Origin of the sequence: Vibrio sp. CB1-14 (genome assembly GCF_040412085.2) — a bacterium.
Lineage (GTDB): Bacteria > Pseudomonadota > Gammaproteobacteria > Enterobacterales > Vibrionaceae > Vibrio > Vibrio chaetopteri.
In genome coordinates this window covers 280,628-294,569 of the sequence record NZ_CP115920.1, presented here as the reverse complement: position 1 = coordinate 294,569, position 13,942 = coordinate 280,628, and the positions used below count along the sequence as shown (strand labels likewise).

Sequence of the window (13,942 nt, the reverse complement as noted above, 5' to 3'; positions counted from 1 at the left end):
GGTTGTTTTTTTAGCAAGTTGGCACCATAACTAATCACAGTGGTGTGGTGATTCTTAAATCAACGGCTAGGTGCTTTTTTTAATAAAAGGTAAGACCAGTTTCTGGTATGCTTGGCGCGCGTTAAATTTAATGTCTAGGATTTATCTGTAACATGGTAATACCATGCTTACCCCTCGGCATTGTTTCTTTGAACAAATTGAGGCTGTGAACCTTTATGTCTTCAGGACAATCACTGTTCCGTTCCTTTATAAAACTGCCCATGTCGGTGCTAGTAAAAGGGACGGCGATTCCATCTAACCCCATCGAAGACCACAACATCGATATCTCGAAGCCTGTGGTATATGCACTGCCCTTCAGCTCTAACGTTGATCTGCTCACTCTACAAAAGCAAGCCATTGCTGTAGGGCTGCCAGACCCACTTGAGCCGATCGTGCTTAATGGCGAAGAACGTAATCGCTTTGTGTTCATTGCATCAAGGCCAACCTTGATTAACAGCGACCAACATGTCCCAAGTGAGTCTATTGCTCTGTTCTCAGACTTACTCAAAGAGCACGAGAAAGACCCAACGCTCGACGTGCAAGTGATCCCAACCACCGTACTGTGGGGGCGCAAGCCAGGCAAAGAAGAGACGCCAAAACCTTATTTGCAGCCAATGAACGGCCTACAGAAAACTCAGGCCGTGTTGGCCTCAGGACGCGACTGTATGGTGCGCTTTAGCCCAGTGGTCTCGCTGCGCTATATGGCTGACTCACACGGTACAGATGAGTCCATTGCCCATAAACTGGCACGTGTGGCTCGTATCCACTTCTCTCGCCAGAAATTAGCGGCATCAGGTCCCAACCTGCCTAACCGCCAAGTGTTATTCCACCGCCTGTTGAACTCGCAAGTGATTGAGCAAGCCATTAAAGATCATGCGCAGAGCAACAACGTTCCAGAAGAGAAAGCGCGCAAAGAAGCGCAGCAAATCATGGATGAGATCGCCGCGGACTTCTCCTACAAACTGGTGAAGAGTGGTGACCATGTCCTCACTTGGCTTTGGAATAAGCTCTATCAAGGCATCAACGTCAGCAATGCCTCGACAGTACGTCGTCTAGCGCAAGACGGCCACGAAATTGTCTACGTGCCTTGCCACCGCAGCCATATGGATTACCTGCTACTGTCTTACGTGCTATACAACGAAGGCATGGTGCCACCACATATCGCTGCGGGTATTAACCTGAACTTCTTCCCTGCGGGTCCGATTTTCCGCCGTGGTGGTGCGTTCTTTATTCGTCGTAGCTTCAAAGGCAACAAACTGTACTCAACAATTTTCCGTGAGTATCTCGCTGAGCTATTCGCCAAAGGCTACTCGGTCGAGTACTTTAGCGAAGGTGGTCGCTCACGTACTGGTCGCTTACTGCAAGCTAAGACGGGCATGCTGGCGATGACCATCCAAGCCATGCTACGCGGACTTAACCGCCCTGTGACGTTAGTACCGGTTTATATTGGCTATGAACACGTAATGGAAGTGAGCACGTACGCAAAAGAGCTGCGCGGTAAGCGAAAAGAAAAAGAGAACGCCGGTCAGATACTGAAAACGTTACGTAAATTGCGTAACTTCGGTCAAGGCTACGTGAACTTTGGTGAGCCGATCCAAATCAACCAATATTTAAACGAAGCGGCGCCGAACTGGACGCAAGATATCGACCCTATGGGCACCAGCAAGCCTCAATGGCTGGTTCCTGCAGTAAACGACCTTGCGACTAAAATGATGACCAACATCAACGACGCGGCGGCAGCTAACGCCCTCACACTCTGTGCTACAGCGCTGTTGGCCTCACGTCAACGTGCCTTATCTCGTGATAGCTTGGTTAATCAAATTGATTGTTACCTATCGCTGCTAAAACAGGTGCCTTACTCTAAGACATGTACGCTACCCAACGCCTCTGCGGAAGAGTTGGTTGCACACGCTGAGTCACTGGATAAGTTTGTGATTGAGTCCGATACCTTGGGCGACATTATCTCGCTCGATCGTCACCAGTCGATCTTGATGACCTACTATCGCAACAACATCATTCACTTGTTTGCATTGCCGTCACTCATCGCGCAGATGCTGATTCGTCAGCACAAGCTATCGCTTGAGCAAATCCAGTACAATGTTCGCAAACTGTACCCGTTCCTAAAAAAAGAGCTGTTCTTAAGTATTGAAGAGAGCGAACTGGAATCGGTGGTCGATAGCATTGTCAATGAACTGACCAGGCAAGAGCTGGTGATCGTAGAGCAAGGTGTGGTGTCGATGAACCAATCGAACACTCAAACGCTGATGCTACTCGGTCGCACCATTTCAGAAACCTTGCAGCGCTATGCGATTTCTTTGAATCTTCTAGCCAGCTACCCTGAACTTGGTAAGAGCGATCTTGAACAGAAAAGCCAAGACATCGCTCAGCGTCTCGGTCGTCTACACAGCATTAACGCACCAGAGTTCTTTGATAAAGGCGTGTTTGCTGCGCTGTTCAGCACCCTAAAAGAGCAAGGCTACCTAGACATTGATGGCAACTGCGACATCGCCGCCACCGAAAATCTAGCAAGCCTGCTGTACGGTCTGCTTTATCCAGAAGTGCGCCTCACTATTCAAGAGAGCGTACATCAAAGCGAACCTTTACTAGAGGAAACGAGCGACGAGCCAGAAGGTGCCTAACAAGCTAAACCCTAATTAAAAAGGGCGCGTTCATTGCGATGAACGCGCCCTTTTGTTATCTGTATTTTCTACTTTTGAATCATTGAAGCCACTGTTTATTGAAGCAAGAAGGCGCTCAGTAGGCCAACCGTCACCGCCATACCTACATAGTTGTTATTGAGGAAGGCTTGGAAGCAAAGTGGGCGCTCCCGATGACGAATAAGCCACTGCTGATACACAAACAGCGCACTCACTGCCAAAAGGCTCCAATAGAAGCTCGCGCCCAACTGGTAGCTATAGCCGAGTCCCATCAACATCAATAACGTTGTAAGCTGCAACACACCTATTATCAGCTTGTCGCGTTTACCAAACAAAATCGCTGTCGACTTGATGCCTATTTTTAGATCATCTTCTCTATCCACCATCGCGTATTGGGTGTCATAGGCGATCGTCCACAGCGCGTTGATAACGAACAAGAACCACACCACCGGGGGCAGAGCGTTAGCCTGCGCCGCAAAAGCCATAGGGATAGACCAGCTAAACGCCAAACCTAAAAACAGTTGTGGCAAATGGGTATAGCGCTTCATAAACGGGTAAATAAACGCGAGCGCGACACCCACAAACGACAGTTGTATCGTCAGCGTGTTCATAGTCAGCACTAATACAAAAGAGGCCAATGCCAAAAACAGAAACAGACCCAAAGCTTCTTTTGATGAAACCATGCCAGAAGGCAATGGTCTGCCTTTGGTGCGCTCAACATGGCCATCGACCTTTCGATCCGCAAAGTCATTGATCACACAACCCGCGCTGCGCATCATGACCACCCCAAGAGTAAACACCACCAGTACTAACAAATCCGGCATGCCTTCGGCGGCAATCACCAGTGCCCACAATGTTGGCCACAACAGCAGCAGCGAGCCTATCGGCTTATTCATGCGCATTAATTGCCAGTAGGCTTTCGCCTTAGTTGAGGTCATAGCTGAGGTCATTGACCACTCTCCTGTTGGTAAATTGGCGCCTTGGGCAGAAACAGCTCAGCAACCAAAATAGGGTGTCCCTTCACCCACAATCTTGAGCGACGAGCAAACAGCTCGCCATTTGACGTCGCAATTCTTGCTACTTGCAGCGCATCACGCTTAGTGTCTGCGCTAGAAAACACCGTGACCCCAATTGGCACAGTGCCTTGCTGGGAAATGTCATATTGGCTGCGATCCATCGACTCTAGTGACATGAGAGTCCGGCCGATGACCCAAGGGGTATCATCACCACAGAGCACCACTTCGCGTAGCCAGCATGCCTCATGGTCAAGGAGCTCGACTTCATCTTGCAACATGTCCTGTGATGGGCTGGCCTCACTGCGTACTATCTCGACAGAAAAATGGTCACAATGCGTAGCCAATTTGTGAGAAAGCGATCCCTGCTCCGTCAGCCATTGCAACGCATGGTGATTGAGAGAGGGAAACTCGTCGGGGGATTGCCATTGAGCTTGGCGTAATATTTTCAGATAGTCGACAGCGGAATCATTCATTTTTGCTATTCAATAACACGCGCTAAGCGCGTACAATCATTGTTCATCTCGATGGCGTATTGTACCATCGTTAGAGCACGTTCACTCCAACGATATTACGTCATTGTAACAAAATTAGACTCATGGAATATCGGCTAAATCGAGTTTGAAAGAGAGAAATATGCGTAAACGTTACCTGACCCAGTTTTTCCTCATCATGGGCTTGACTGCAGCGATGCCTGCACTGGCATCCCAAGAGTCAGCGCCTCGCCTCGCCTATTTCACCCTAGAACCAGAACTGACCACCAACTTTTACACCAAAGGTAAGCGCCTAGGCTATGTTCAAGTGCGTATCGATGTCATGGTGGCCGATGTCAATGACTTAGCAGTGATAGAACATCACCAGCCACTGATTCGCGACGCGGTAGTCGAACTGTTTGGCAAACAAAATGCCGATGTGATTAAGTCGTTGGCAGGAAGAGAAGAAATTCGCCAAGCGCTAGTGAGCAATCTCAACAACCTACTACTGGCAGAAACGGGCAAAGCAGTCATTGCCGACCTGCTTTTCACCAAATACCTCTATCAATAAACGCTCAGCGCGATGTGCTGAGCGTGTAATTTGATGCTTCATTTATCGTTTGAGGCGTCGGCTATCCATCAGTCCAAGCAACACGCCCGCTGCCAGTCCTGACAGATGCGCCATATTGGCGATCGCCATAAATGGCTGCACAAAACCGAGCACCAGCCATACCAACATAAAGCCGACGATAGGTTTTTGGATCTCGAGTCCAAGGTCTGGGCGTTTAATGGTTAGCATCCATAAATAGCCGACTAACGCATACACCACACCCGACAAGCCACCAAAGTTGGCGCCCTCAACCCAATATTGACCTGTGCCGGAGACGGCCGCCGACAACAAAAAGATTTCTAACAACTTCTTCGTACCAAGACGCTGCTCGATATCACCGCCAAGCTGCCACCACCACAACAGGTTGAAGATGATGTGCATCGCCGAGAAGTGCAGCAGCGCATGACTGAACCAGCGCCAGATTTGCCATTGCTGACCATCAAACGCAGAGAAATGCAGCGCTGCAAAAATCGCATTGCCTAGTCCAAGCTGTTGCAGGATAAAGATAACCGAGCAGATCACCATGATGGTCAGTGTCACCACGCCTGCTTTGGCTTTAATCATCGACATAAAGCTGGGTGTTTGATAGCGAAATGAGTTGTGTCTCGTTTCGGCCATGTCCCATGATGACGCTTGATACTTAGCGTCAAATGGATTGTCGAGAAATTGCTTGAGCTCTACTTCGGCTTCAAGCTGGTCTTCACTGTTCATCAACCACAAGGCAAATTGACCCTCACCCTCAGGCATCATCTGCACATCTATGCGCCTTGACGCCATATAGTCAATAAACGCCTGCCCCATTCTCGGGTTCTGAAGGGTGATAAGTCTAACCATGTTTATCCTCGTTAACTGTGACTTTCTGTCGGCAGTGCGGCGCGGTGCCAGGCTTCAAAGCCGCCATCCACGCTATATACCTGCTCAAAGCCTTGGTTCAGCAAATACTGAGCAGCACCTTGGCTGCTAATACCGTGATAGCACATCACTAACACGGGTGCATCAAACTCAACTTGCTGCATGAAATCGACGATGCTGTCATTGGTGAGATGGTAAGCACTGGTTGCGTGTGCAACCGAGAAACTTTGGATATCACGAATGTCCACCAGCCTCGCGTCTTCGTGGTCTTGTAGTAACTGATGTGCCGCTTGCACATCGATGTGTTGAAACTGCTCCATAGAGTCTAATCCTTTACTTTCATCACACATGGCGCCACATCAAAGTTAAGCGTATTCCATGCGTTTTTTTCATAATTTTATTAGCTTCGATAATAGCACTATTCAGTGCTAACAAAGTACCGACACCTTTTAGGGTTATCCACCCCAGTCTATATTTTCGCCAGCTGTGAGTAACCCTGTGGATTGCGTTGATAAAGTGGTTTTGGATCTTTTGATCCACTATATCTGGGTATGATCTTGATCTAACTGTGGGTAAGGCAAAAGGTATCCCCAAGGCCAAAAGCCTCGAAACGCCCCATTTGTCGCTGCTTTCTGACAGTTGGCAAATAATTTTGTCACAGACTTATCCACAGGCAGTGGCAACAAAATCCGGATCGATGATCGGCAAGGGAAACGACTGTCGATCACCATTGCGATCAACATCATGTGCTTGGTCTGATTTTGAGTACGATAGGTGGTAGAGAGGTGATCAAACGCGAACCATCAAAAAGGCCGAAGTCTTTCGACTTCGGCCTTTCAAATTTGAACTGCGCGTTATGCTTCGTTGTGATTAGAACTCAACGGTTATTAAAACTCACCGACTGCGGCTTTGAGCTTTTTCATCGCATTCTTTTCTAGCTGACGAATACGTTCAGCAGACACACCGTAGTTATCGGCTAAGTCTTGTAGCGTCGACTTGTTGTCATCTAACCAACGAGAGCGAACGATATGTTGGCTACGCTCATCCAGTGTCGCCAGTGCATGACCAAGACGGTTATTAGTGTGCGCTTCCCAGTTTTGAGCTTCGTAGTCTTCAGCAAGATCTGAGCTTTTGTCTTCTAGGTACAGCGCGGGCGCCGTATATGTGGTACCCGCTTCATCGTCATCGCTTGGCATTTCAAACGCTGGGTCTTGCGCGGCTAAACGTGATTCCATCTCGCGAACTTCAGCTGGTTCTACACCCAGCTCTTTTGCGACCGTTTCCACTTCACCGTTATTAAACCAACCAAGACGCTTCTTGGACTTACGTAGGTTGAAGAACAATTTGCGCTGCGCTTTTGTGGTCGCAATCTTAACAATACGCCAGTTACGCAACACGTACTCATGGATTTCAGCTTTGATCCAATGTACTGCAAACGACACCAGTCTTACCCCAACTTCTGGGTTAAAGCGTTTTACCGCCTTCATCAGACCAATGTTGCCCTCTTGCACCAGATCCGCCATAGGCAGGCCGTAACCTGAATAGCCACGAGCGACGTGAACAACAAAGCGAAGGTGTGACAAGATGAGCCCTTTCGCCGCATCAATCTCACCGTCGTAATGCAATCTTTCTGCTAGTTCACGCTCCTCATCAGCGGTCAGCATTGGGTAGCTGTTCACTGAGCGGATGTAGCTGTCTAAGCTATCTTGTGTTACTAAAGCCATTGGATACGCTTGGTTTGCCATTCACTTCCTCATCTATCTCGAGTAGGGTTAACACCTTCTTAACCTGTCAATACTGAACCTAATCGGTGACAGTTTCAAGAAGGGGTTAGTAATTATGCATAATCAATGAGTCTAAACAAGTGTATTTACCGATTAAATTTCACTCATTAATAGGTGAACACCCTGTTAATGAGACACAAATCTCACTATCTTGTTGAATCCCGTTATGATTATGACGCTAGCCCCTATCACGCTTTGTTACCGATTATTTGGATTGCAGTTCTCTAAACCGGTTCAATTTCTTTTAAATGACGCTTGGCAGAAATTCTTGCCGCCCCAGTACCGAGGAACAGGCCGAGCATCAAGATAAGCAGCGTCTCATCCCAACTAAGTCCAAGCAGGCGAAAATCACTGTCATACATCATCGCCAATTCAGTCACTGTGCTGTTGATGATCACCGTTAGCAAAGCAGTCAGTAGCCAAGCCACAAGCGCACCGATGAGGCCGAACCACATACCTGAATACAGATAAGGCCTTAAGATAAAGGCATCGGTGGCACCAATGAGTTTCATGGTCTGGATGGCCTCTTTATTGGCTAGCACATTAAAGCGCAGCGTGTTGCCAACGATCAGGAATACCGACACCAACATCAGCACCGACAAGCTCACCACCAGCGTCGAGGCTAAATTCTTGATCGCATCGAAGCGGCCTAGCCAATCTTCATCGCGACGCACATCGGTGATGTCACCTCGCGTGCGCAGTTTCGAGACCAACTCCCGGTCAGTCTTTACGCTGGTATCACTAGGAATGATCACTAGTACGCCAGGCAAGGCATAACCATCGAGTAGGCTTAACGCCTGGTCAAGGCCAGAATGCTCGCTCAAATCAGCTAAGCCTTGTTGCGGCGTAATGTATTCCACCTTGCTGACCGTATCCCAGCTTTCGATGTCATCTTTGAGTACTAGAACTCTGGCATCGGCGACACCGACATCAATGAACGCAGTAATTTGCGACTGATTGGCTACATTGGAGGTCACGGCGGCGACGTTTTTACCCAGCAAGTACAAACAAGCCGGCATGGTCAACGCCATGGAAATCACTGCCAGAGTCAAAATATTACCGAGCGGACGCTGCCACATTTCGATAAGCGAGTTTTTCGCTTGGCGCCAATGCACAGCAAAAAAGCCATCAGATTTCAGGCGGTGTTTCACCTGTTTTTGTTTACGCTTAAACGCCATCACTCACCTCACTCAAAAAGCCTTGGTTCAGCTCAAGGTAGCGGTACTGTGGGCGCGAGCGCACCAAATTAATGTCGTGAGTTGCTAGTAGTATCGAGACGCCGGCACGGTTGAACTCTTCAAACAGCTTCAACACCTTGTTCGACAGCTCTGGGTCGAGGTTACCGGTAGGCTCATCGGCAAGTAGCATGGTAGGTCGATTGACCACCGCACGAGCAATACCGACACGCTGCTGTTCGCCACCAGAGAGCTGGCTTGGCAAACACTTCATTTTGTCGAGTAGACCCGTTTTATCCAATGCTGCCGACACTCGGCGCTTGATTTCATTTTCTGAAATAGACTCAATGCGCATCGGCAAAGCGACGTTGTCAAACACGGTGCGATCCATCAGTAATCGGTGATCTTGAAACACGATGCCGATATTGCGACGTAAGAAAGGAATGTCCTTTGCTGGCAGTCGACTAATGTCATAATCGTTAAACAGTATGCGACCGTCAGTTGGTCGCTCGATGGCGCAGATAAGTTTTAATAGGGTACTCTTACCTGCACCCGAGTGGCCGCCCAAAAACGCCATTTCACCGCGTTTTAGGTGGAAGTCGACTTTTTGCAGTGCTTGTCGTCCCCCACGGTAGGCTTTACTCACTTGTTCAAATTTGATCACCGAATCATTCCTCTGATCTGGACATCCTAGGTCAGAAAAGGGATGCCATGCATCCCCTTCTATTATTTATATCGACTAGTCTTCTCGACTAAACAGTGCGTCGATAAAATCTTGCGTCTCAAATGGCCTTAAGTCATCAATCCCTTCACCCACACCAATATAGCGGATTGGGATCTGGAATTGGTCAGCGAGGGCAAAGATCACCCCGCCTTTTGCCGTACCATCAAGTTTGGTGAGCGTTATACCGGTAAGCGGCGCGACATCACTAAACAGCTTCGCTTGGCTAATGGCGTTTTGGCCAGTGCCCGCATCCAGCGTCAGCATGATCTCGTGCGGCGCCGAGTCATCAATCTTCTTCATCACACGCACGATCTTGCGCAGCTCTTCCATAAGGTTAGCTTTGTTTTGCAAACGGCCGGCGGTATCGGCGATGACTACGTCCGCGCCGCGTGCTTTCGCCGCTTCAATCGCATCGTAGATAACAGAGGCACTATCCGCACCCGTATGCTGAGCAATCACAGGAACGTCGTTGCGTTCACCCCATACCTGAAGCTGCTCAACGGCTGCCGCTCGGAAGGTATCACCCGCCGCCAGCATGACTTTCTTGCCTTCAGCCTGAAACTGCTTCGCCAGTTTACCGATAGTGGTGGTTTTACCGACACCATTGACGCCCACCATAAGGATCACGAATGGCGTTTTGGTCGTATCCACTTGCAGCGGCTTTTCAACCTGGACTAGGATCTCCGCCATCTCTTCTTTAAGAAGGCCGTATAACGCTTCACCATCTTTTAAATCGGCACGAGACGCTTTTTCTGTAAGATTATCAATAATTTTTACCGTGGTGTTCATGCCCACGTCAGCAATTAAGAGCTGCTCTTCAAGCTCTTCAAACAGCTCATCGTCAATTTCTTTGCCTTTAAATAAACCAAAGAAACCTGCACCGATGTTAGCTTTAGTGCGGCTTAAGCTGCGCTTTAGACGCGCGAAAAAGCTTTCTGTTGGCTTCTCTTGCTCTTGAACTCGCGCAGCGACAGGCTCTTCTACTTCTGCTTCTGCTTCTGCTTCTACTTCTGCTTCTGCTTCTGCTTCTGCTTTTTCAGTATCTTGAGTTTCATCCTCAGCAACCACGTCTTGGTCTACTGAATCTAGAGCTGCTTGCTCTTCTTGCGGTTCTAGCGCCTCTTCAACACTGGCTTCAACCTTGTCAGTTTGCGGCTGATGATCATCACCTGATTCTGCTGATGGCTGCTCTGATTCGGTCTGTGCCGACGTGTCTTGCTGTTTTTGCTCAGTTTGCTCTTCGTCGCCAAAACCGAGCCAAGAGAGGAGTCCGCGTTTTTTCTTTTCTGTCATCTGAAACTATCCTGAATACTGTCTTTTCAAATGTCTTAAATTCGTCGTTGCCAAGACGCGTCTATTTCACGTCTGGCGCTGCAAAAATAATTGTGACAAAGCAGTGAAAACTTTTCTCAGAGATTGGTACACTTCGTCACTTATCAATTTAAGCTCTTTAATGAGCCCGTTATAGTATCACTTTATTGGCGGTCAAAAAATCTATGGTTAGACGTCGCAAGCAAACTCCATCACAAAAACCATCTAGCCAGATGGGCAGTGTTCGCATCATCAGCGGACTTTGGCGTGGTCGCAAGCTCCCTGTGCACGATGCAGAAGGACTCAGACCCACCACCGATCGCGTCAAAGAGACGGTGTTTAACTGGCTAGCTCAAGATGTTCCGCACGCCAAAGTGCTCGATCTGTTCGCAGGTTCCGGCGGTCTAGGTTTTGAAGCCGCGTCGAGACAAGCCGAACAAGTCACTATGATCGAGCTTAATGACAAAGCCTACAAGCAAATTGTCAGTAATATCGCACTGGTCAAAGCAGACAACATCAAAGCTCATCACGGTGATGCACTGAGTTTCTTGTCTCAAGCTGGGCAACCACAGGATTTGGTGTTTATCGATCCTCCTTTTCGCAAAGGGTTGCTACCGGATGTCATAGAACGCCTAGAGAGCAATGGCTGGCTGGCTAACAATGCGTTAATCTATATTGAAACGGAAAAAGAACTGCAGCTTGACGCTATCCCAGAGCACTGGGATCTCCTAAAAGAAAAAACAGCGGGTCAGGTTAGCTACCGATTATTTGAGAGGGAATCATAATGAAAGCGCTATTAATGCTGGCAAAAATCGCCTTTGGATTTGTTTGGTTTGTGTTGATCTTAAACATCTTCCACCCATTTCCAGGTAAGGGCGCGATCGCGCTGTACATCATGACCGCATTCCTATTTATGATGCACGGCATTCAAATGGCGATTTTCATTGGTGCCTTCGGCGATAAACTCAAACTCGGCACTTGGGAGAAATACTCAATTCTGGCGTTTGGTATTTTCGCACTGCTGGATATCCGCCAAAAGCACATGATGGGACCGGCGCCAGAGCAAGATGACGAGAGCCAAGAGCAAAAGTAGTCTCGATCTCGAACAAGTAATAGAAAAAGAGCCGCGAATGCGGCTCTTTTTTGTTATTTATGTCTCGAGATTAACCCATGTAGCTTTTCAGCCCGTTTAGGAACATTTGGGTGGAAATCATCACCAGCATCAAGCCCATCAAGCGCTCGACCGCTTTCAAGCCCCTTTCTCCCAGCAGTTTGTGGAAGAAGTTATAGAACATCAAAATAAAGAACGTTGCGCCCCAAGCAATTAACACCGCAGCAGACAGCTCAACCAAACTGTCTGGATTTTGCGTTGAGAGCAGCAAAACGGACGCAATCACTGATAGCCCCGCAATCATAGGGATCGCCATAGGGACAATGAATGGCTCTTCACCTGCGGCTAACCCCGTCACACTGCCCGCCTGTGGGAAAATCATCCTAATCGCAATGATAAATAAGATAATACCGCCCGAAATACTCAGCGTTTCTGGCTCAACGTGTAAGAAGCTAAGTATGCCTTTGCCTGCAAAAAGGAACAGAAGCAGAATGAGCAAAGCAAAACACAACTCGCGCACCAGTATCTTGCGACGACGCTCAGGATCGACGTGTTTGAGTATTGAAAGTATGATGGGAAGGTTGCCGAGCGGATCCATGATGAGGAATAACATGGTCGCCGCTGAAAGAATATCCATGGATTACAGCCTGCTAACGAAATTTTCTGGGAGTATAGCAGGCTATTTATCGTTTAGTGAGAACAGACGCGCTCAATGTTTAGGCTCCACAGTCCATCATTCTCAATCACTTTTTGCTTTTCGACAAAAAAAGCCAGTAAAGAGTCAAGGTCAAAACCATCGCGACTGCAAGTGCGAAAAGTGGCATTGGCGCCAAACTGCTCAATAACGGTTTGCTCAAGTTGCGTTCGGCTCATCGGCTGCTCGCGCAACAGATTAAGAACTTTATGAGCGTGGATGTCAGATGCTGTCATGATGAATACCTTACTAAATGTTCAGGTCGCCATGCTAGCCCAGTCTATTGCCAATCTCGATGATCTATCGCAAAGGCGCAGACATAAACCAATAATCGGTTACTGCGCCGCGAAAGACAAAGCAGAAGCGACCAGCAAACTTTGCGCTGCATAGTAGCTACCAGATACCGCATAACGGGCTCGCCTAGACTGAAAGTGATATTGGTCGAGTGCCAAAAGTAGTGCAGATAACATCAATACCAGCGCCCCGCAAAAGCCCAAGGTAGATGATGAAGTACCGGCGATCAGCCACGCCTCTCCTGCAGCACAAAGCAAGTGCACTAAAGATAGTCCCATGAATGCCACTGGCATTAAAAACGAGTCCAAACGCGGTAAAAGTAATAGAAATGTCACTATGGCAATACACAGCAGTAGTGCAGGCAACCAGAGCACAAACTGACTGTTCACGACTCCCCACATCGCCCAGCTATAAACCAGCTGAGCGAGGATAAAGCCAACAAAGCTCAATTTAGTATGCTGTTGCCACTGTGCTATCGCGTCGCTCACCGCGAACACTCCAAGCCCAAGCAACATCCACATTTGATAGGACTGCAAATGGTCAGTGGCCAATATCATTGTGGCCAACAGTGCATGCGTCAGCAAACTGAACAGCACCATTCTGACCTTGTCCCCTTTTTCATCCGCAAAAATATACAGCAAGCCCGAAAGCGCGACTGCCAGCCAACTCCACATACACATACCCAGTTCTTATTATCGCTCCCAGTGTATGAAGCTCACTTATCCTGTCCAGTGGTAAGGGGTAAAAGTTGGACTTGTCTTAAACTAAACCATTCTCGTTTTGACATTGGCAAATTTCACGCCTTTATAGGCCTTGTTACTGACAAAAGCATGAACTTAAAAAGCAAACGTTTACTTAACTATTAGCCAATAGAGCTTCTATTTCTTCTGCTCTACTGGAGCATGGCAACATATTCCTTTCATATCCGCTTCCCAAAAGACCAGTAAGCCACTGTTTTAAAATAGTATTAATCTAAAACGAACCAACACGAAGAAACGTTAACTTTCTAATAACCTAACAAAAATATCGGTTTTCTATCACTGAGCAAGAAAACCCAGACCAATTTCTCACCCCTCAAGATAACTGAGGCGAAAAACCTTGGCTCCAACATCACTACAAACACCACTGAGACCAGTGAGAACACCAAAGCCTCAAAAGTATACATTGGTTTATTGAGCAACATGTAAACACAATTTAATTCAATT

The 13,942-nt window shown here is 48.0% G+C and carries 15 protein-coding genes; 4 read left to right on the top strand and 11 right to left on the bottom strand.

Annotation, left to right across the window (positions count from 1 at the left end):
- The first annotated feature begins 215 nt into the window (after positions 1–215).
- Positions 216–2,678 carry a glycerol-3-phosphate 1-O-acyltransferase PlsB gene (gene plsB, locus PG915_RS01435; protein WP_353497569.1) on the top strand — a complete coding sequence of 821 codons (2,463 nt, stop codon included), beginning with the start codon at positions 216–218 and terminating at the stop codon, positions 2,676–2,678.
- Positions 2,679–2,773: 95 nt separating this feature from the next.
- Here plsB and ubiA read toward each other — a convergent pair whose 3' ends face one another.
- Both ubiA and PG915_RS01425 read right to left on the bottom strand, forming a co-directional pair.
- The gene (gene ubiA, locus PG915_RS01430) at positions 2,774–3,634 is read right to left on the bottom strand and encodes a 4-hydroxybenzoate octaprenyltransferase (RefSeq protein ID WP_353498636.1); all 861 of its coding nucleotides are present in this window, start codon (positions 3,632–3,634) and stop codon (positions 2,774–2,776) included.
- An 8-nt stretch (positions 3,635–3,642) separates the two neighbouring features.
- Positions 3,643–4,185 (bottom strand): chorismate lyase, encoded by a 543-nt coding sequence (locus PG915_RS01425; protein ID WP_353497568.1) that lies wholly within the window; start codon positions 4,183–4,185, stop codon positions 3,643–3,645.
- Between the two features lie 160 nt (positions 4,186–4,345).
- On the opposite strand from PG915_RS01425, the gene PG915_RS01420 reads away from it, so the two are divergent.
- Entirely contained in the window at positions 4,346–4,753 is a 408-nt protein-coding gene (locus PG915_RS01420) for a flagellar basal body-associated protein FliL (protein WP_353497567.1), read from the top strand.
- A gap of 42 nt (positions 4,754–4,795) precedes the next feature.
- Here PG915_RS01420 and glpG read toward each other — a convergent pair whose 3' ends face one another.
- The 6 genes from glpG to ftsY form a co-directional block, all read right to left on the bottom strand.
- Complete coding sequence (glpG, locus tag PG915_RS01415) at positions 4,796–5,626, bottom strand: rhomboid family intramembrane serine protease GlpG (protein ID WP_353497566.1); 831 nt, start codon at positions 5,624–5,626, stop codon at positions 4,796–4,798.
- Positions 5,627–5,637: 11 nt separating this feature from the next.
- Positions 5,638–5,964 carry a thiosulfate sulfurtransferase GlpE gene (glpE, locus tag PG915_RS01410; RefSeq protein ID WP_353497565.1) on the bottom strand — a complete coding sequence of 109 codons (327 nt, stop codon included), beginning with the start codon at positions 5,962–5,964 and terminating at the stop codon, positions 5,638–5,640.
- Positions 5,965–6,531: 567 nt separating this feature from the next.
- A complete protein-coding gene (gene rpoH / locus PG915_RS01405; RefSeq protein ID WP_353497564.1) occupies positions 6,532–7,389 on the bottom strand; it encodes an RNA polymerase sigma factor RpoH in 858 nt (285 codons plus the stop codon).
- A gap of 263 nt (positions 7,390–7,652) precedes the next feature.
- A complete protein-coding gene (gene ftsX, locus PG915_RS01400; RefSeq protein WP_353497563.1) occupies positions 7,653–8,606 on the bottom strand; it encodes a permease-like cell division protein FtsX in 954 nt (317 codons plus the stop codon).
- A complete protein-coding gene (gene ftsE / locus PG915_RS01395) occupies positions 8,596–9,267 on the bottom strand; it encodes a cell division ATP-binding protein FtsE (RefSeq protein ID WP_042502875.1) in 672 nt (223 codons plus the stop codon). Before ftsE ends, ftsX begins: the two co-directional genes overlap by 11 nt.
- Before the next feature lie 75 nt (positions 9,268–9,342).
- Positions 9,343–10,620, bottom strand: coding sequence for a signal recognition particle-docking protein FtsY (ftsY, locus tag PG915_RS01390; protein ID WP_353497562.1), 1,278 nt, complete (start codon positions 10,618–10,620; stop codon positions 9,343–9,345).
- Positions 10,621–10,823: 203 nt separating this feature from the next.
- On the opposite strand from ftsY, the gene rsmD reads away from it, so the two are divergent.
- Positions 10,824–11,423, top strand: coding sequence for a 16S rRNA (guanine(966)-N(2))-methyltransferase RsmD (gene rsmD / locus PG915_RS01385; protein WP_353497561.1), 600 nt, complete (start codon positions 10,824–10,826; stop codon positions 11,421–11,423).
- Positions 11,423–11,731 carry a DUF1145 domain-containing protein gene (locus PG915_RS01380; RefSeq protein WP_353497560.1) on the top strand — a complete coding sequence of 103 codons (309 nt, stop codon included), beginning with the start codon at positions 11,423–11,425 and terminating at the stop codon, positions 11,729–11,731. The genes rsmD and PG915_RS01380 overlap by 1 nt, the downstream gene beginning before the upstream one ends.
- Positions 11,732–11,801: 70 nt before the next feature.
- Here PG915_RS01380 and PG915_RS01375 read toward each other — a convergent pair whose 3' ends face one another.
- The 3 genes from PG915_RS01375 to PG915_RS01365 form a co-directional block, all read right to left on the bottom strand.
- Positions 11,802–12,386 carry a YhgN family NAAT transporter gene (locus tag PG915_RS01375; protein WP_353497559.1) on the bottom strand — a complete coding sequence of 195 codons (585 nt, stop codon included), beginning with the start codon at positions 12,384–12,386 and terminating at the stop codon, positions 11,802–11,804.
- A gap of 53 nt (positions 12,387–12,439) precedes the next feature.
- Complete coding sequence (locus PG915_RS01370) at positions 12,440–12,679, bottom strand: YecH family metal-binding protein (RefSeq protein WP_042502888.1); 240 nt, start codon at positions 12,677–12,679, stop codon at positions 12,440–12,442.
- Between the two features lie 99 nt (positions 12,680–12,778).
- Positions 12,779–13,417, bottom strand: coding sequence for a lysoplasmalogenase family protein (locus PG915_RS01365; RefSeq protein ID WP_353497558.1), 639 nt, complete (start codon positions 13,415–13,417; stop codon positions 12,779–12,781).
- Positions 13,418–13,942 lie beyond the last annotated feature (525 nt).

What these genes read in the sequence shown, in the direction of transcription:
- plsB (WP_353497569.1), top strand. Translation starts at nt 216, where the DNA reads ATGTCTTCAGGACAATCACTGTTCCGTTCCTTTATAAAACTGCCCATG.
- ubiA (WP_353498636.1), bottom strand. Translation starts at nt 3,634, where the DNA reads ATGACCTCAACTAAGGCGAAAGCCTACTGGCAATTAATGCGCATGAAT.
- PG915_RS01425 (WP_353497568.1), bottom strand. Translation starts at nt 4,185, where the DNA reads ATGAATGATTCCGCTGTCGACTATCTGAAAATATTACGCCAAGCTCAA.
- PG915_RS01420 (WP_353497567.1), top strand. Translation starts at nt 4,346, where the DNA reads ATGCGTAAACGTTACCTGACCCAGTTTTTCCTCATCATGGGCTTGACT.
- glpG (WP_353497566.1), bottom strand. Translation starts at nt 5,626, where the DNA reads ATGGTTAGACTTATCACCCTTCAGAACCCGAGAATGGGGCAGGCGTTT.
- glpE (WP_353497565.1), bottom strand. Translation starts at nt 5,964, where the DNA reads ATGGAGCAGTTTCAACACATCGATGTGCAAGCGGCACATCAGTTACTA.
- rpoH (WP_353497564.1), bottom strand. Translation starts at nt 7,389, where the DNA reads ATGGCAAACCAAGCGTATCCAATGGCTTTAGTAACACAAGATAGCTTA.
- ftsX (WP_353497563.1), bottom strand. Translation starts at nt 8,606, where the DNA reads ATGGCGTTTAAGCGTAAACAAAAACAGGTGAAACACCGCCTGAAATCT.
- ftsY (WP_353497562.1), bottom strand. Translation starts at nt 10,620, where the DNA reads ATGACAGAAAAGAAAAAACGCGGACTCCTCTCTTGGCTCGGTTTTGGC.
- rsmD (WP_353497561.1), top strand. Translation starts at nt 10,824, where the DNA reads ATGGTTAGACGTCGCAAGCAAACTCCATCACAAAAACCATCTAGCCAG.
- PG915_RS01380 (WP_353497560.1), top strand. Translation starts at nt 11,423, where the DNA reads ATGAAAGCGCTATTAATGCTGGCAAAAATCGCCTTTGGATTTGTTTGG.
- PG915_RS01375 (WP_353497559.1), bottom strand. Translation starts at nt 12,386, where the DNA reads ATGGATATTCTTTCAGCGGCGACCATGTTATTCCTCATCATGGATCCG.
- PG915_RS01370 (WP_042502888.1), bottom strand. Translation starts at nt 12,679, where the DNA reads ATGACAGCATCTGACATCCACGCTCATAAAGTTCTTAATCTGTTGCGC.
- PG915_RS01365 (WP_353497558.1), bottom strand. Translation starts at nt 13,417, where the DNA reads ATGTGTATGTGGAGTTGGCTGGCAGTCGCGCTTTCGGGCTTGCTGTAT.